Annotated in this window: 11 protein-coding genes; 7 read left to right on the forward strand and 4 right to left on the reverse strand. The window is 75.8% G+C overall.

Features of this window, described 5'->3' with window-relative positions:
- Positions 1-129 precede the first annotated feature (129 nt).
- From ACI79V_RS03120 to ACI79V_RS03130, 3 genes are all read right to left on the reverse strand, one after another.
- Positions 130-2,730 (reverse strand): SpoIIE family protein phosphatase, encoded by a 2,601-nt coding sequence (locus ACI79V_RS03120; protein WP_456886730.1) that lies wholly within the window; start codon positions 2,728-2,730, stop codon positions 130-132.
- A 157-nt stretch (positions 2,731-2,887) separates the two neighbouring features.
- Positions 2,888-3,634, reverse strand: coding sequence for a peroxide stress protein YaaA (gene yaaA, locus ACI79V_RS03125; protein WP_456886731.1), 747 nt, complete (start codon positions 3,632-3,634; stop codon positions 2,888-2,890).
- A gap of 96 nt (positions 3,635-3,730) precedes the next feature.
- Positions 3,731-4,855, reverse strand: a complete 1,125-nt coding sequence (locus ACI79V_RS03130; RefSeq protein WP_456886732.1) for a spore photoproduct lyase family protein — start codon at positions 4,853-4,855, stop codon at positions 3,731-3,733.
- 280 nt (positions 4,856-5,135) lie between these two features.
- Between ACI79V_RS03130 and ACI79V_RS03135 the strand changes: the two genes are divergently transcribed.
- From ACI79V_RS03135 to ACI79V_RS03160, 6 genes are all read left to right on the forward strand, one after another.
- Positions 5,136-6,707, forward strand: coding sequence for an MFS transporter (locus ACI79V_RS03135; RefSeq protein WP_456886734.1), 1,572 nt, complete (start codon positions 5,136-5,138; stop codon positions 6,705-6,707).
- On the forward strand, positions 6,704-9,478 hold the full coding sequence (gene nhaA, locus ACI79V_RS03140; RefSeq protein ID WP_456886736.1) for a Na+/H+ antiporter NhaA: 2,775 nt from the start codon (positions 6,704-6,706) through the stop codon (positions 9,476-9,478). Before ACI79V_RS03135 ends, nhaA begins: the two co-directional genes overlap by 4 nt.
- Positions 9,475-11,169 carry an FAD-dependent oxidoreductase gene (locus tag ACI79V_RS03145; RefSeq protein WP_456886738.1) on the forward strand — a complete coding sequence of 565 codons (1,695 nt, stop codon included), beginning with the start codon at positions 9,475-9,477 and terminating at the stop codon, positions 11,167-11,169. The genes nhaA and ACI79V_RS03145 overlap by 4 nt, the downstream gene beginning before the upstream one ends.
- Complete coding sequence (locus ACI79V_RS03150) at positions 11,166-12,632, forward strand: ATP-binding protein (RefSeq protein ID WP_456886740.1); 1,467 nt, start codon at positions 11,166-11,168, stop codon at positions 12,630-12,632. The genes ACI79V_RS03145 and ACI79V_RS03150 overlap by 4 nt, the downstream gene beginning before the upstream one ends.
- A 100-nt stretch (positions 12,633-12,732) precedes the next feature.
- Positions 12,733-13,005: a UBP-type zinc finger domain-containing protein gene (locus ACI79V_RS03155; protein WP_456886742.1), complete on the forward strand. Its 273-nt coding sequence runs from the start codon at positions 12,733-12,735 to the stop codon at positions 13,003-13,005.
- Between the two features lie 139 nt (positions 13,006-13,144).
- Complete coding sequence (locus ACI79V_RS03160) at positions 13,145-15,394, forward strand: putative bifunctional diguanylate cyclase/phosphodiesterase (protein WP_456886744.1); 2,250 nt, start codon at positions 13,145-13,147, stop codon at positions 15,392-15,394.
- On the opposite strand, the gene ACI79V_RS03165 is transcribed toward ACI79V_RS03160, so the two are convergent.
- On the reverse strand, positions 15,391-16,194 hold the full coding sequence (locus tag ACI79V_RS03165; protein WP_456886746.1) for an exodeoxyribonuclease III: 804 nt from the start codon (positions 16,192-16,194) through the stop codon (positions 15,391-15,393). The two genes, ACI79V_RS03160 and ACI79V_RS03165, sit on opposite strands and share 4 nt — an antisense overlap.
- 268 nt (positions 16,195-16,462) lie before the next feature.
- Here ACI79V_RS03165 and ACI79V_RS03170 point away from each other — a divergent pair, with 268 nt between their 5' ends.
- Entirely contained in the window at positions 16,463-18,058 is a 1,596-nt protein-coding gene (locus ACI79V_RS03170; RefSeq protein WP_456886747.1) for an LCP family glycopolymer transferase, read from the forward strand.
- Positions 18,059-18,112: the final 54 nt, after the last annotated feature.

Here is an 18,112-nt window from a genome sequence, read left to right on the forward strand (position 1 = left end):
GCTAGGCAGGGGCGCGGTGCGCGGGCTTCTCGATTCCTGACCGGATCGGGCGGCCGGGTGAGGTGATGGAACGGCCCTCCTGCAGGGTCCCGCCGCGAGCTCGCGAGTGGCGGGGGGCAGGGGGGTCCCTCAACTGGCGGGGTCCTCGGGTACGACGTCGGGTACCCGGTTGGGCCCGGCGACGGCGGGCCGCGGGCGGTCCTGCCGGTGCAGCCGGACCGCGACGAGGGCGACGTCGTCCTCCGGCCGGCCGTCCACCAGCCGCTCGAGCACCTCGTCGAGCAGGTCCTGCAGCGGCCGGTCGGCGAGCTCGCGCAGCGCCTCCCGCAGCCGGGCCATGCCGGCGTCGAGGTCGGCGTCGCGTCGCTCGATGAGGCCGTCGGTGAACAGCAGCACGGTCGCGCCGCGGTCGAGGGTCACCACCGACTCCTCGCGGCGGGCGTCCGGGTCGACGCCCAGCAGCAGGTCGCCGCGCCAGGTGGCGAGCTCGGCCACGCTGCCGTCGGGGTTGGTGACCAGCGGCGGCAGGTGGCCGGCGTTGGCCCAGCGCATGCGGGTGACCCCGCGGCGGCGCTCGTCGTCGGTCTGCTCGAAGCGGGCGACGGTCGCCGTCGCGAGGACCCGGGTCTGCAGCACCGCCATCGAGGCGTCCAGGCCGCGCAGCACCTCGCCGGGGCCGGCGTCGCTGTAGGTGGCGATCCCGCGCAGCAGCCCGCGCAGCTGCCCCATGGCCGCGGCGGCCTCGGTGTCGTGGCCGACGACGTCGCCGATGACCAGCATCGTGGCTCCGCCGGGCTGCAGGAACGCGTCGTACCAGTCGCCGCCGACCCGGGCGGCCTCGGCCGCCGGCAGGTACCGCACGGCGATCTCGGCGTGGTCGGGCTCGGGCGGCTCGGTGAGCAGGCTGCGCTGCAGGCCCTCGGCCAGCGCCCGCTGCTGCCCGTAGAGGCGGGCGTTGTCCAGCGCCAGGCCGGCCCGGTCGGCGACGTCCTGGGCGGTGGCCAGGTCCTCCTCCCGCGGCGTCCAGCCGCGGCGGAAGTACAGCGTCATGACGCCGAGGGTCCGGTCGCGGCCGCGCAGCGGGAGGGAGATCGCGGACTCCGGCATCAGCGCGCCGAGCAGGTCGCGGGCCTCACCGTCGGCGAGCAGCGCGGCCACCGCCTCGCCGCGCTCCATCACCGGCTCGCCGGTGAGCAGCGCCCGCATGAGCGGCGCCGTGGCCGGCATGGCGTCGAGCCGGAGGGCGACGTAGCGCTCCAGCAGCGGCCGGGCCGAGGCGTCGGCGTGCCAGTGCCCGACGTCGCGGGGGCGGCCGTCGGGGTCGACGACGGTGACGATGCACCAGTCGGCCAGCGCGGGCACCACCAGCCGGGGCAGGTGCGCCGTCGCGGTCTGCGCGTCGAGCGCGCCGGCCAGCTCGGCGCTGACCTGGGCCAGCAGCGCCAGCCGCTGCGCGCCGCGCTCGGCGCGGTCCTGCACCCGGCGGCGCTCGGTGACCTCGAGGAAGTAGACCGACAGCCCCTCGGGGCTGGGCCAGGCGCGCAGCTCGTACCAGCCGTCCAGCGGCGCGGGGTAGTAGGCGTCGAAGTGCACCGGCGTCCCGGAGCGGACGGCGGTGCGGTAGCTCTCCTCGAAGACGCTGTTGAGCGCCGCGGGGAACGCCGTCCACAGCTCCTGCCCGAGGAGCTCCTCGCGGCTGCGGCCCAGCAGCCGCTCGGCCTCGGCGTTCACGTGGGTGAAGCGCCACTCCCGGTCCAGGGAGTAGAAGCCGGCCGGCATCGACTCCAGGACCCGGGTGACGCGCATGCCGGCGGCCCGCTCGGCGGTGGTGTCGTAGGCGGCGCCCAGGACGCGGGTGGCCGCGCCGGTCGTGTCGGCGAGCGTGCGGCCACGGGCCTGCACCCAGCGGGTCTCCCCGTCCGGCCAGACGACCCGGTACTCGGCCTGGTACTCACCGCGGGTCTCGATGCTGGCCTGCAGCGCGTCGGTCACCCGCGGCAGGTCGTCGGGGTGCACGCGGTCGTTGAAGGCCTCGATCGTGCCGCCGAAGGAGTCGGCGTCGTAGCCGAACATCCCGATCAGCCGGGCGTCCCAGGTCAGCTCGCCGGTGCGCAGGTCCCAGTCGAAGGTGCCGATGCCGGCCGCGTCGATGGCCAGGCCCCAGCGCAGCCGGTCGCTCTCGTACGCGGTGCGCAGCGCGGCGAGCTCCAGCTCGGCGACGGCGGCCGCGGCGAGCTCACGCAGCACGGCGACGTCGGCGTCCGACCAGCTCCGCGGCGTGGGCGCGGCGACGCAGAGGACGCCGACGGCGAACCCGTCGGAGTCGATCAGCGGTGCGCCCAGGTAGGCGCCGACGACGCCCGCGCGGACCTGCGGCAGGTCGGCGGCCCGCGGCTCGGCGCGCACGTCGGGGACGGCGAGCGGGGTGCCCTCGGCGGCGGGGACGGCGCAGGCCGTCGCGTCGAGCGGGGCCTCCCGTCCCACGGTGCCCGGTGGCAGACCGGCGCCGGCGACGACGACCTCGACGTCGTCGAGCAGGGAGATCTGCGCGATCGGGACGCCGAGCAGCCGGGCGGCCAGCTCGGCGAGACGGTCGAGGGCGGCACTGGCGTCGCGGAGGCGGAGGCGGCGCGCCGCGTGCACGCGGGGTCGGTCGGCCTGCAGCTCCTTGGCTGCGGCACGCGTGCTCGCGACCGGCCCCACCGCGTGGGGGCGGGACGTGTCGTCCACCGAACCTCTCTGCCCGGCTCGTGGCCGACTCGGGGCGTCACCGCAGGGGCCGTTCCTGGACCTGGGCGGGGTGTACATCGTAAGCGACCCCCACGTGGGGTCGACAGACCTGACGAGAGGTGCGTCGCATCTCACGGAGGGTGAGAACCCGCCGCTCTCAGGTCGCGGGCAGCACCAGGGTGAGGGCCGTTCCGCCGTCGTGTTCCACGTGCAACCCCGCTCGCCGCAGCAGCGCCCGCAGCCGGACCACCCCGTCGGGCTCGGCGGTCGTGGTGGCCAGCAGCCGGGCGATCCGCCCCTTGTGGGCCTTGTTGGCGTGGCTGACCACCGTGCGGCTGCCGTCCGTGCGCTCGCTGAGGACGTCGACGGTCACCGCGCCGGCCACGGGGGCCAGCGCCCGGTAGGCGCCGCTGCGCAGGTCGACGACGAGCTCGCCGGTGGCGGCGAGGACCGGGCCGAGGAGGGGGCGCCACAGCGCGCGCAGGGTGGGCAGCCCGGGCAGCGCCGCGCCCGCCGAGAGCCGGTAGGCGGGGATCGGGTCACCCGCGCGGACCAGGCCGAACAGCGCCGACCCGACGGCCAGCCGCCGGTCGGCCCGGGACCGCTGCGCCCGGGTCATCGTGTGCACCGCGAGAGCGTCGTAGAGGACGCCGGTGTAGCGCCGGACCGCCGGCGTGGTCGGGCTGGTGCACAGCGCCGCGTTGCGGGCGAGTTCGGCGTCCTGGCCGGGGGACAGGCCCAGCGCGGCGCGGGCGGCGGCCGGGTCGGCGGCGAGCGTCACCAGCGCGGAGACCAGCCGCTCGCGCACCGGGGTCAGCTCGGGGACGGAGAGCGCGCCGAGGTCGAGCGGGGCGCCGTCGCCGTCCGGGGCCTTGGTCTCCGACGGCGGCAGCAGCACGAGCACGACGAGCCAGGCTACGTGGCGCTCGGGCTCGGCATGGGAAGCAATCCGCACGTCTGCCGCTCGGGAACGTGCGTAAGGCTTCCTGTGCCTCGCCCGTCACGTCCAGTAGAGGAGGCGGGCGCCGGGGAGCCGCTCGGCCACCTCGCGCTCGAACCAGGTGCGCAGCTCGGCCATCGTCTCCTTGCGGTAGACGTGCTTGACCGAGCCGAACTTCCCCCGCTTCGTGGTGCGGCGCGACTCGTCCATCTCCAGCTTGGTCCGCGGGTACCAGTCCAGCAGCGTCTCCTTGCTGCCCGGCGTGAACCGGTGGGTGATGCACTCGACGGTGAGGTCGTGGCCGGCCGGGACGGCCGCGGCGACGCCGTCGAGCAGCTCGGCGTACTGCTCGCGCCAGCCCTCCACCGGCATGATCGGCGCGATCGTGACGCCGACCGGGTAGCCGGCCGCGGCCACCGCCGACAGCGCGCGCAGCCGCCCGGGCACCTTGGCCGTCGCGCCCTCGAAGCGGCGGTCGACCGACGCCGCGTTGACCGAGAACCGCAGCCGGGTGCGCCCGCCGTGGGGGAGGGCCAGCAGCCCGGCGACGTCGTCGAACTTGGTGGTGGCGCGCAGCTGCACCGGGCCGGGCCAGGCGTGGGTGCCGAAGTGCTCGACCATCCGCGCCAGGCCGCCGGTCAGGTGCTCGATCGCCAGCGGGTCGGTGTAGCAGGAGGCCTCGAACGTCGTCCCCTCGCCGCCGCGCTCGAGCGTGCCGGAGGTGACCGCGCCGCGGCCGACGCAGCCGTCGAGGTCGGCGAGCACCTCGTCGAGGTCGGCCCACACGCGGGTGATCGGCGGGCCCGACAGCGAGCCGGCGAGGTAGCAGTACTGGCAGTGCGCCGGGCAGCCCTCGGCCAGGTCGAGCCGGAAGTCCGCCGACGGCGGGATGGGCTGCAGCTTGCGCTTGGACGGCGGCGGCACGACGAGCGCCATCGTGTCCTTGGCGGCCATGAAGGCGGCGCGGTCGTCGTCCCCCCGGAGCGAGGGCAGCCGGTCGCCGGGCAGCAGCTCGATCGCGTCGACGCCGGCGGCCTCGAGGCGGGCGAGCACGCGCTGCCCGTGGGGGCGCTCGGCGGCCGAGCGGGTGACCAGGACCCGCTCGGGGGTCCACAGCCGGGACGGGGCGGGGACGTCGGGCGGGGCGGGCGGTCCGAGCAGCGCGGTCATCACCGCGTACAACACCGCGCACCCCGCGCCGATGCCCCGGGAGCGCGCGTCCCCGCAGGTCAGCCCGTGAGGTGGGCCACCGCGGGGACGGGCCCGTCGCCCCCGCCGTTCCGCCCGCGGTGAACAGGACGACCGGCGGCATGGACCTGCACCCCGTCCGCGCGGGACGATGCCTCACCGCTATCGGCCCCGCTATTGGACAGCCCCGACCCGCGTGGTCAGGCTCCGGGGGGCAACGCCAAGGAGGCTCGAGTGCCGCGACGAGCTCACCGGTGTCACACCCGACCGGTCCCCGATGTCGGCTGACGACCGGCCGGCCCCGGGCGCCGCGGTGCGTCCCTCACTGCCGGAGGCGGGCGGCCTGCGCATGGGCACCCCCCGGGCGCGCTGGGTGCTGCTGACGACGGTGCTCGGCTCCAGCCTGGCGATGCTCGACGCCACGGTCGTCAACGTGGCACTGGAGCGGATCGGCGCCGACCTGGACGCCGGCTTCAGCGGCCTGCAGTGGACGGTGAACGCCTACACGCTCACGCTCGCGTCGCTGATCCTGCTCGGCGGCTCGCTCAGCGACCGCTTCGGCCGGCGGCGGATCTTCGTCCTGGGGGTCGTCTGGTTCGCCGCGGCGTCGCTGCTGTGCGGGCTGGCGCCCGACGTCGGGACGCTGGTGCTGGCCCGGGCGCTGCAGGGGGTCGGGGGCGCGCTGCTCACACCGGGGAGCCTGGCGATCATCTCGGCGTCCTTCGCCGGCGAGGACCGCGCCGCCGCGGTCGGCGCCTGGTCGGGCCTGGGTGGGGTCGCCGGGGCGGTGGGGCCGTTCCTCGGCGGCTGGCTGGTGGAGTGGAGCTGGCGCGCCGTCTTCCTCGTCAACCTGCCGGTCGCCGTCCTCATCGTGGTGGTCGCCGCCCGGCACGTGCCCGAGACCCGCGACCCGGACGCCGCACCCCGGCTGGACTGGGCGGGGACCGCGCTGGTCGTCCTGGGCCTCGGGGGGCTGACCTACGCGCTGACCGCCGCGGGCTCGGCCGGCCGCGCCACCGAGGTGGCCGTCTGGGGCACCGTCGGCGTGGTCGGGCTGGTCGGCTTCACCGTCGTGCAGCGGCGCTCGACCCACCCGCTCGTGCCCCCCGCGCTGTTCCGCAACGCGCAGTTCAGCGCGGCCAACGGGGTCACGCTGCTGGTGTACGCCCCGCTCGGGGTGGTGTTCGTGCTCCTGGTCCTGCAGCTGCAGGTCGTGTCGGGCTACAGCCCGCTACTGGCCGGCACCGCGCTGCTGCCGGTGACGGTGCTGATGCTGCTCTTCTCGGCCCGGGTCGGGGCCCTCGCGCAGCGGATCGGGCCGCGGTCGCTCATGACGGCCGGCCCGCTGCTCGCCGCGGCCGGGTTGCTGCTCCTGCGGGAGGTCGGGCCCGAGGCGTCCTACGCCCTGGACGTGCTCCCGGGCGCCCTGCTGTTCGGCGCCGGGCTGACGCTGCTCGTCGCGCCGCTCACCGCGACCGTGCTCGACTCCGCGGAGGACCGCTTCGCCGGGGTCGCTTCGGGGGTCAACAACGCCGTCGCGCGCGCGGCGGGCCTGCTGGCGGTCGCGGTCGTCCCGGTCGCGGCGGGGATCGGCGGGGACGACTACACCGACCCGGCCGCCTTCGGGGCCGGCTTCCGGACGGCCATGCTCATCTGCGCCGCGCTGCTGGTCGCCGCCGCGCTGGTCGCCGTGCTGGCCATCCGCCGTCCGCTGGCCCGCGCGGCCGCTCCCGGGGCGGGCGCCGAGCGCACCCGGCTGCACGTGGAGGACTGCATGCACTGCGACGTCGACGGCCCCCGGTTGCACCCGCGGGAGCCGGCCCGCACCCCCCGGGGCGGTGCCGCGTGAGCGACGGCAGCGTCCCGGCCGTGCGGCCGTCGCCCGGCGCGGGCGGGCCGGACGGTCAGTCCAGCCCCGGGGGCGGTGGTGGCCTGCTGGCCCGCGTCGCGCCGCTGCGCCGGTCGCTGCGCACCGAGGCCGGCAGCGCCGGGCTCCTGCTGGCGGCCACCGTCGTCGCGCTGCTGTGGGCCAACTCGCCGATGGGCGACAGCTACGAGGCCTTCTGGCACACCGAGCTCGCGTTCCGGCTGGGCGGCATGGAACTCGCCCTGGACCTGCAGCACTGGGTCAACGACGGGCTGATGGTGTTCTTCTTCTTCGTCGTCGGCCTGGAGATCAAGCGCGAGCTGGTCATCGGTGAGCTCACCGACCGGCGGCGGGCCGCCGTGCCGGCCCTGGCCGCCGTCACCGGCCTGGCGGTCCCGGCGCTGGTCTACGTCGCGTTCAACCTCGGTGACGAGGCGGCCTCGGCGTGGGGGGTGGTGATCTCCACCGACACCGCCTTCCTGCTCGGCGTGCTGGCGCTCGTGGGTCCGGCCTGCCCGGCCCAGCTGCGGCTGTTCCTGCTCACCCTGGCCATCGCCGACGACGTCGGGGCGCTCACCGTGATCGCGCTGTTCTACACCGAGGACCTGCGGTTGCTGCCGCTGGCCGTCTCCGTGCTGGGGCTGGCGCTGATGGTGGGGTTGCGCTACCTCAACGTGTGGCGGGGCCCGGCCTACCTGGTGCTGGGCGTGGGCGTCTGGGTGGCGATGTACGAGTCGGGGGTGCACCCGACCCTCGCCGGGGTCGTCATCGCGCTGTTCACCCCGGCCTACGCGGCCCGGCGCGACGAGGTCGCCGACGCCGCCCGGCTGATGCGGGCCTACCAGCAGTCGCCCAACCCCCAGTTCGCCCGGGCGGCGCGGCTGTCGATCGACCGGTCGGTGTCGGCCAGCGAGCGGCTGCAGGCGCTGTGGCAGCCCTGGACGAGCTTCGTCATCGTGCCGGTGTTCGCCCTGGCCAACGCCGGTGTCCCGCTCACCGGCGAGACGCTGCGCGACGCCGCGACCTCGCCCGTCACCATCGGCGTGGTGGCGGGCCTGGTCGTCGGCAAGCTCGTGGGCATCCTCCTCGGCACCGGCCTGGCGGTCCGGCTGAACCTCGGTCAGCTCGCCCCGGGGCTCACCACGATGCAGCTGGCCGGCGGCGCCGCGCTCTCGGGCATCGGCTTCACCCTCTCGCTGTTCATCGTCGACCTGGCGTTCGGCGAGGGCGACGAGCGGACCGCCGACCAGGCGCGGGTCGGCGTGCTGGCCGCGTCGGTGCTGGCGGCGCTGCTCGGCTGGGCGCTGTTCCGGCTCGCCGACCGCCGCCGTCCGCCCGGGGACGCCCGGCCGGTGCTGCTCGACCCGCCGGTCGACCCGGCCCGCGACCACGTGCGGGGGCCGGTCGACGCGCCGCTCACGCTGGTCGAGTACGGCGACTTCGAGTGCCCGTTCTGCGGGCGGGCGACCGGCGCGGTCGACGAGCTGCGCGAGCGGTTCGGCGACCGGCTGCGCTACGTCTTCCGGCACGTGCCGCTGTCCGACGTCCACCCGTACGCCCGGCTGGCCGCCGAGGCGGCCGAGGCCGCCGGCGCCCAGGGCCGGTTCTGGGAGATGCACGACCGGCTCTTCGCCCACCAGGACCGGCTCACCCCCGGCGACCTGCTGGAGCACGCCGCGGCCCTCGGGCTCGACGTCGCGCGGTTCTCCCGGGACCTCGGCTCGGGCCGGTACGGCCGGCGGGTGGAGCGGGACGTCGAGTCGGCCGAGGCGAGCGGGGTCGAGGGCACGCCGACCTTCTTCGTCGGCGGGCGGCGGCACACCGGGCCCTACGACGCCGACAGCCTCGCCGCCGCGCTGCTCGCCGCGGCGGGGGAGGACGCGGCACCCCCGCCGCCGGCCGACGACGGGGCCGCCCGCGTCGTCCCCGCGCTCGGGCCGCGGCGCATCGGGACGCCCCCGGCCGCCGCGGAGGTGGCCGTCGTCCTGCCGCCCGACCTCCCTGAGACCCCGGACACCGACGGCGCCTTCCCCCGGCTCGACCACGACCAGCTCGCGGTGCTGGAGCGCCACGGCGTCCGCCGCCACTACGAGCCGGGCGAGACCCTCTTCCGCGAGGGCGACCCGGGCTACGACTTCCAGGTCGTGCTGTCCGGGGCCGTGGCGGTGGTCGAGCACCACGGCCGCAGCGACCAGCGGCTGGTGTCGGTGCAGGGACCGCGGCGCTTCCTCGGCGAGCTGGACCTGTTCAGCGACCGCCCGGTGTTCCTCACCGCCGTGGTCATCCGGCCCGCGGAGGTCCTCACCATCCCCGACGCGCGGATCAAGGAGGCCCTCGGCTCCGACCACGCGCTCAAGGAGCTGGTCCTGCGCGCGTTCCTCATCCGCCGGTCCCGGCTCCTGGAGCTGGCCGCCGAGCTGCGCATCGTCGCCCACGCCGGCTCCGACCACGCCGCCCGGCTGCAGCGCTCCGCGGCCGAGCGCGGCATGTCCGCGGTGGTCATGGACATCGAGGAGGGCGAGGACGTGACCGGCCTGCTCGACGGGCTCGGCGTGACCGAGGAGGACCTGCCGGTGGTCGTCTGGCGGTCCGAACGCGTCCTGCGCCGTCCCACCGAGGCCGAGCTCGCCGAGCTCGCCGAGCAGGCCGGCATCCCCGACGGCTCTCCCGACGGCTCTCCCGACGGCTCTCCCGACGGCTCTGCCGACGGCATGGCGGGCCGACCGCGACCTCTGGCCCAGGAGGGCACATGACCGAACCAGCCGGCACCGCCGACCGCACGCCCGGGCAGGCCCGGCCGGTCCTGCTGACCGTGGACGACGACCCGGGGGTCTCCCGCGCCGTCGCCCGGGACCTGCGCCGCGAGTTCGGCGGCGAGTGCCGCGTCGTGCGCGCCTCCTCCGGGGAGGAGGCGCTCACCGCGCTGCGCGAGCTGAAGCTGCGCGGGGACCCGGTGGCGGTGCTGCTGGCCGACTACCGGATGCCGCAGATGAACGGCATCGAGTTCCTCGAGCAGGCGATGGACCTCTTCCCGTCGGCCCGGCGGGCCCTGCTGACGGCCTACGCCGACACCGACGCCGCCATCCAGGCGATCAACCTCGTCGACGTCGACCAGTACCTGCTCAAGCCGTGGGACCCGCCGGACGAGAAGCTCTACCCGGTCGTCCGGGCGATGCTCGAGACGTGGCGGGCCAGCCCGGACGCGCCCGTGCTCGACGTGCGGATCGTGGGGCACCGCTGGTCGGCGCCGTCCTTCGCCGCGCGGGACTTCCTCGCCCGCAACGCCGTGCCCTACCAGTGGTACAGCGTCGAGGAGCCCGAGGGTCGCCGGCTCCTGGAGGCCGCGGGGGCCGGGCCCGACGACCTGCCGGTCGTGGTGCCACCGGACGGGGACCCGCTGCTCGCGCCCTCCCAGGCCGAGCTGGCCGCCGCCGTGGGGCTGACCGTCGAGCCGAGCACCGACTTCTACGACCTGGTCGTCATCGGGGGCGGTCCGGCCGGGCTGGGCGCGGCGGTCTACGGCGCGTCCGAGGGGCTGCGCACGGTGCTCGTGGAGCGGCAGGCCACCGGCGGGCAGGCGGGGCAGAGCAGCCGGATCGAGAACTACCTCGGCTTCCCCGACGGCGTCTCCGGCGGGCAGCTGGCCGACCGGGCGCGGCGGCAGGCGGCCAAGTTCGGCGCCGAGGTGCTCACCACCCGCAAGGTCACCCGGCTGGAGGTCCAGGGATCGGCGCGCGTGGTGCACTTCGCCGACGGCGGGAGCGTCGCCGGCCACGCGGTCGTGCTGGCGACCGGGGTCGCCTACCGGCAACTGGACAGCGACGGCGCGGAGCAGTTCACCGGGCGCGGGGTGTACTACGGCTCGGCGCTGACCGAGGCGGCCGCCTGCGCCGGCAAGCACGTGTACATCGTCGGCGGGGCCAACTCCGCCGGGCAGTCGGCGGTCTTCTTCTCCAAGCACGCCAGCTGCGTGACGCTGCTGGTCCGCGGGCCGTCGCTGGAGGCCTCGATGTCGCACTACCTGATCCAGCAGCTGGCCGCCATCCCCAACGTCGTGGTGCGGACCGGCACCACGGTGGCCGCCGTCCGCGGCGGGGAGCACGTGGAGGAGCTGGACCTGCGCGACGCCACGGGCCGGGTGGAGAGCGTCCCGGCCGAGCACCTGTTCGTCTTCATCGGCGCGGCGCCGCGGACCGAGTGGCTCGACGGCGTGCTCGCCCGGGACGGCCGGGGCTTCGTGAGCACCGGCCCCGACCTGCTGCTCGACGGCGCCCGCCCGCAGGGCTGGCGGCTGCACCGCGACCCGTACTTCCTCGAGTCCAGCGTGCCCGGGGTGTTCGTGGCCGGCGACGTCCGCGCCCAGTCGGTGAAGCGGGTGGCGTCCGCGGTGGGGGAGGGCGCCATGGCGGTCACCCTGGTGCACCGGTACCTGGAGGAGCGATGACGACCACCACCCCGGCGGCCCCCGGGACGCCGGCCCCGGACGCGACGCTGACCCGCGAGCGGCTGCGCGGGCTGTTCCTGTTCACCGACCTCGACGACGACCAGCTCGACTGGGTCCTGCGCACCGCCGACGTCGTCAGCCACCCGGCGGGCAGCGACGTCTCCGTCGAGGGCGAGCCCGCCGAGTGCTTCTTCGTGCTGCTGTCCGGGACGCTGAGCATGGTGCGCCAGGTGGGCCGCGACGAGGTGGAGACCGTGCGCAGCGACTCCCCCGGCGTCTACAGCGGCGCGGTGCAGTTCTACCTCGGCGACCAGATCGACCAGGTCTACCCCGCGACGGTCCGCGCGGTCACCGACTGCACCTTCCTCGCCCTCCCCGCCGCCGAGTTCGCTGCGGTGTTCCGCCGCTGGTACCCGATGGCCGTGCACCTGCTGCAGGGCCTGTTCCTCGGGATCCGCAACTCCGAGGAGCTGGTGGGGCAGCGCGAGCGGCTGCTGGCCCTGGGCAAGCTCTCCGCCGGGCTGACCCACGAGCTCAACAACCCCGCCGCGGCGGCGTCCAGGGCCACCGCGGCCCTGCGCGAGCGGGTGGCCGGGATGCGGCACAAGCTGGCGCTGCTGTCGGAGGGGACGATCTCCGGCGACCAGCTGCGCCGGCTCACCGACCTGCAGGAGCGCTTCGTCGCGCGCATCGGCACCACCGGCGAGCTGTCGGCGCTGGAGCGCTCGGACCGCGAGGACGAACTGACCGACTGGCTCGACGACCACGGCCTGGCCCGGCCCTGGGAGCTGGCCGCGGTGTTCGTGCCGGCCGGTCTGGACCTCGACTGCCTGGAGCAGGTGGCCGAGGCCGTCGACGACGGCTTCCTCGAGCCGGCGCTGCGGTGGCTGTCCTACACCGTGGAGACCGAGCTGCTCATCGGCGAGGTCCTGGAGAGCACCAGCCGCATCTCGCACCTGGTCTCCGCGGCCAAGCAGTACTCGCAGATGGACCGCACCCCGCACCAGATGACCGACCTGCGCGAGGGGCTCGACGCCACGCTGGTGGTGCTCAGCGCGAAGATCCCGCCGGGGATCCGCGTGGTCAAGGAGTACGACCCGGCGCTGCCCCTGGTGCCGGCCTACGCCGCCGAGCTCAACCAGGTGTGGACCAACCTCATCGACAACGCCCTCGACGCCATGGGGGACACCGGGACGCTGACCCTGCGCACCTCGCTGGAGGGCGACTCCGCCGTCGTGGAGGTCGTCGACACCGGCCCGGGGATCCCGGAGGAGGTGCGCCGGCGGGTGTTCGAGCCCTTCTTCACCACCAAGCCGGTGGGCCAGGGCACCGGGCTGGGGCTCGACGTCGCCTGGCGCATCGTCGCCAACCGGCACGGCGGGGTGCTCAAGGTCCGGTCCAGCCCGGGGGACACCCGGTTCGTCGTCCGTCTGCCGCTGTCGGAGACCGCCGCGGACCGCTGAGCGCGGCCACGGCCGCGGTCAGCCCGCGCCGGCGCCCCCATGTGGCATCAGCATCACCGCGGGCATTGGACGGGCGGCCCGCGGGGTCCACACTTCCGCCATGGCCGACTGCACCCACCTCGACCAGGTCGACCCTGCCGTCGTCCCCGACACCGAGGAGGGCTGCGGGGACTGCCTCCGTGAGGGCTCGTCGTGGGTCCACCTGCGGGAGTGCCTGACCTGCGGCCACGTGGCCTGCTGCGACAGCTCACCGCGCCGGCACGCGACCGCGCACTCGCACGGCTCGGGTCACCCGCTGGTGCGGTCGTTCGAGCCCGGTGAGTCGTGGTGGTGGTGCTATCCCGACCAGGTGATGCTCCAGCCGCGCGCCTGAGGACGGGCGGGCGCGCGCCCGTCCTCCATGGGGTGAGACCCGGCCGCCGGGCTCTCCAGCCGCCCCGGGCGCCGAGCCGACGAAGGATGCCGACGGCACCGCAGCTCCCGACGCGGGCCACGACACCCCTGGAGGCTCGGTGACGGCTCTGCTGCACGACGCGCTGGGCCGCGGTGGGCCCAGTCTCGTCCGCCGGACGCGGGCGCTGTTCCTGCTGCTGGCGCTGACGTCGCTGGCGATCGCGGTCGCCACCTCGCTGCCCGGCTCGTCCGCTCCGGCCACCGCCCTGCTGGTGGCGTCCGCGCTCGTCATGGTGCTGGCCTGGGTGCACCGCTACCGGCACGCGGACGAGGTCACCCGGTTGTGCTGGCTCGAGTGCGTCAGCGCGGCCGGCTTCCTGCTCGCCTGTGCCAACCCGGTGACCGGCGTCGGCGTGGTCCTGGCCCTGGTGTGGTTCCGGGCCCTCTTCGGGCGCACGCTGCACGTCGCCTGCTACGGGATCGGGATGTCGGCGGCCGTGGCCGGCGCGGTGCTGCTGTGGGACCGCGTCCCCTGGCACGCCCACGCGCTCCCGGCCGCGATGCTCGCCGCCGCCCTCCCCGGCGTGGTGCTCACCAGCGTCGTGGCCCGCCACCTGGCCGTGGGTGTCGTCGAGCGTGACCGGGCCCACCGGTGCGGCACCCTGCTCGCCGAGCTCGCCGCCGACCTGCTGGCCGCCGACGACCTCGACCGCGTCGTCGCGGTGGGCTGGCGGGCGCTCGGTGACCTGTGCGGCCTGGTGCCCGGCGGCCGGGCCGTGGCCGTCGGCACGGGCGACGAGGTCGTCGGCTCGGCCGGCGAGTTCGCGTCGGTGCCGGAGGTCCTCACCGTGCCCGGCGCGGCGCCGCTGGGCGGGGCACCGGTCGAGGACGGCGCCGTCCTGGACGCTGCGGCCGGCAGCGCCGCCGGGTGGTGGGTCTTCCCGCACCGCGGCCTGCCGGGCCGCTTCTACCTGGGTGCCCCCGGCGGGGTCCCCGACGACGTGGTCGCCACCGCGGCCCGGCTGCGTGACCAGATGGCGCTGGCCATCAGCAGCGTGACCCGGCAGCAGGAGCTCGCCGTCCAGGCCCGGACCGACCCGCTGACCGGCCTGCCCAACCGCGCGGCGTTCACCGCCGCGCTGACCGAGGCGGTGGCCGGCCTGGACCCGCACGGGGCGCCGGCGTGGATGCTGTTCGTCGACCTCGACGACTTCAAGACCGTCAACGACAACCGCGGGCACGGCACCGGCGACCGGCTGCTGCGCGCGGTGGCCGGCCGGCTGTCCGCGTCGATCCGCGACGGCGACCTGTTCGCCCGCCTGGGCGGCGACGAGTTCGCCGTGCTGCTGCCCGGGGCGAGCGAGCAGACCGCCGTCGACGTCGCCGGGCGCCTGGTCGAGCTCTCCGGCGTCCCCGTGCGGCTCGACGGGCGGCCGGCGCAGGTGGGGGCGAGCGTCGGCATCGCGTGCGCCCGCCCCGGCCTGACCGCCGAGCAGGTGGTGCAGCACGCCGACCTGGCGATGTACGCAGCCAAGCGGGCCGGCAAGGGCCGGGTGCACCTGTTCACCCCCGAGCTGCTGGCCGCCGACGACGAGGCCGCGCTCGCCGCGGAACTGCGCACCGCGCTGGCCGAGGACCAGCTCGAGGTCCTCTACCAGCCGATCGTGGCCACCGCCGACGGCCGCTGCACCGCCGTGGAGGCCCTGGTCCGCTGGCGGCACCCGACGCGCGGGCTGCTCCCGCCCGCCGCCTTCCTCGCCGTCGCCGAGGCCCGGGGGCTGATCGTCCCCGTCGGCGCACAGGTGCTCGCCCGGGCCTGCGCGGACGTGGCCGACTGGCGCGACGGCGGCTCCCCCGTCGCCGTGCACGTCAACGCCTCGGCCGCCCAGCTGTCCGCGCCGGGCCTGGTCGGCGACGTCACCCGCGACCTCGCCGTGCACGGCCTGGCGCCCGACCGGCTGGTCGTCGAGGTCACCGAGTCCTCCGCGCTCAACACACCGGCGGTCCGCGCCACCCTGCAAGCGCTCGACGCGCTCGGCGTCCGGATCGCGATCGACGACTTCGGCACGGGGTACGCGGCACTGACCGCGCTGCGCGAGCTGCCGGTCGACGTCGTCAAGATCGACAAGTCCTTCGTCACCGGCGCCGCCACCTCGGTGGCCGACGAGGCCGTCGTCTACGCCATCGTGGAGATGGCCCAGCGGCTCGGCCTGGACACCGTCGCCGAGGGCGTGGAGACGGCCGAGCAGGAGCACTTCGCCGGCGCCGTCGGGGCGACCAGCGTGCAGGGCTTCCTGCACGGCCGCCCGATGACCGCGGCCGACCTCACCGCCTGGCTGCGGTCCCGGACGCCGGTCGCGGTCGGCTAGTCGGCGAGCTCGACGACGACGGGGGCGTGGTCGCTGGCGCCCTTGCCCTTGCGTTCCTCGCGGTCGATGAGCGCGTTCGTCACCCGGCCGGCCAGCGCGGGCGTGCCCAGGACGAAGTCGATCCGCATGCCCTCGCGGCGCGGGAAGCGCAGCGCCGTGTAGTCCCAGTAGGTGAAGACCCCCGGGCCGGGCGCCAGCGGCCGGACGACGTCGGCGTACCCGGCGTCCACGACGGCGCGGAACGCGGCCCGCTCGGGCTCGGAGACGTGGGTGGAGGTGGCGAAGACCGTCATGTCCCACACGTCGTCGTCCTGGGGCGCGATGTTCCAGTCGCCGACCAGGGCCACCTGGGCGGCGGGGTCGGCGGCCAGCCAGCCGCCGGCCGCGGTGCGCAGCGCGGCGAGCCACTCGAGCTTGTAGTCGTAGTGCGGGTCGCCGAGCTGGCGGCCGTTGGGCACGTAGAGGCTCCACACCCGCACGCCGCCGCACGTCGCGCCCAGCGCGCGGGCCTCGGCGGCCGGCTCGGCGCCCTCCTTGGCCACCCACGTCGGCATCCCGGGGAAGCCGACCTCGACGTCGGTCAGCCCGACCCGCGAGAGCACCGCGACGCCGTTCCACTGCGAGTACCCGACGTGCGCCACCTCGTAGCCGAGCTCGCGGAAGCGCTCCTCCGGGAACTGGTCGTCGCGGCACTTGGTCTCCTGCAGCGCCAGGACGTCGACGTCGCGGCGCTGCAGCCAGGCGGCCACCCGGTCCAGGCGCGTGCGGATGGAGTTCACGTTCCAGGTGGCGAGGCGCACGGCCCCCGAGCCTAGACACAGGACCCTCCTGCCCCCCCGCCCCTCGCAGGCTCGCAGCGGGACCCTGCAGGAGGGCCACCCGCTGGTCACCGTCGGTACACGCCACCTGGCCCGCGGAGACGCCCCTCACGGCCGGCGGGGTGGCGCCGGCTCCCCCGGGGTACGGAACGCCGGTGAGCCGTAGGCGCGAGTGGGATCATGGGCGGATGACCTCGACCCGGACGAGTGGAGCCGACAGGAGCGGGCCCGGCCTGTCCCGGGTGCGCCCGTGAACGACGACTCCGACCTCACCCGCCCGATCGGGGACGCGCCGTCCCTGCCGCCGGTGCCCGGGAGCACCGCCCGGCCGGCGCAGGGGAGCGACCGGCGCGAGCGGCCGCGGTCACGGTCCCTGGCCTCCGTCCTCGGCCTCACGGCGCTCAACGCCGCGCTCCCCGGTACCGCCTTCCTCGCCACCGGACGGCGGCGGCTCGGTGCCGCCGTGCTGGTCGTGTTCGCGCTGCTGGTGGCCGGCGGCGTCTGGCTGGCGACGGCGGGCCGGCGCACCGCGGTGCGACTTGCCGTCGACACCGACCAGCTGGCCTGGCTGGTCGGCGGCATCTCCGTGCTGGCGCTCGCCTGGATCGCGGTGATCGTGACCGGCTACCGGGCGCTGCTGCCGCGCCGCAGCAGCCGGCCCCGGCACGCACTCGGCGCGCTGCTCGTCGCCGCGCTGGTGGCGGTCGTGGCCTATCCGGCCTACCGCGTCGGCACCGTGGCCGTCGCCCAGCACGGGCTGCTCGAGGGGGTCTTCGCCGACGACCGGCGGTCGGCCACCGTCGTCGACACCCCCGACCCGTTCGGGGACAAGGAACGCGTCAACGTGCTGCTGCTCGGCGGTGACGGCGGTGAGGGCCGCGAGGGCGTGCGCACCGACACGGTGATCGTCGCCAGCATCGAGACCGAGACCGGTGAGACGACGCTGTTCAGCCTGCCGCGCAACCTCCAGGACCTGCCCTTCCCGCCCGGCAGCGTCCTGGCCGAGGCCTACCCCGACGGGTTCGAGGGCGTCAACGAGTCCGACGGCCTGCTCAACGCCGTGTACCGCAGCGGGCCGCTCGCCCACCCCGAGATCCTCGGCCCCACGGACGACCCCGGTGCCGACTTCCTGAAACTCGGCGTCGGCGAGGCCCTCGGCCTGCCCATCGACTACTTCGTGCTCGTCAACCTCGACGGGTTCAGCCGGCTGATCGACGCCCTGGGCGGCGTCACGGTCAACGTCAACTACTACGTGCCGATCAACGGCGAGCCGACCCTGGGCATCCTCCCGGACGACTACATCGCCCCCGGACCGAACCAGCTCATGGACGGCGGGACGGCGCTGCACTTCGCCCGCGGCCGGTTCGGGCTCAGCGACTACGACCGGATGGACCGGCAGCGCTGCACCATCGACGCGATCATCGACGCCGCCGACCCGATCACCCTGCTCGAGCAGTACCAGGAGCTGGCGGCGACGACGCAGGACATCGTCAGCACCGACATCCCCCGCTCGGCGCTCGACGACTTCGTCGACCTGGCCTTCCTCGTCAAGGACGCCGAGGTGCGCAGCGTCGTCTTCGACACCAGCCTGATCGACCCGGCCTACCCGGACTACGACCGGATGCGGCAGATCGTGCAGGACACCCTCGCCGGCACCGCGCCGACCACGCCCGCACCGGCGCCCGCGCCGGGCACCAGTGCGGCGGGGGAGGTGCCCGACGGGTCGCCGCCGGCGCCGGTGGAAGGGGCCGCGCCGGCCCCCGACGTCGCCGACGCCTGCGCCTTCGACCCCGCCCAGGCCCAGGCCGCGCTGGACGCCGGCGAGCCGCCGACGCGCCGGGGCTGACCCTCGGCCGGCGTCCCCGGCTCCGTGCTCCCGAGAATGTCTTGTGCGTGCGCA

This window comes from Geodermatophilus sp. SYSU D00700 (assembly GCF_054050255.1).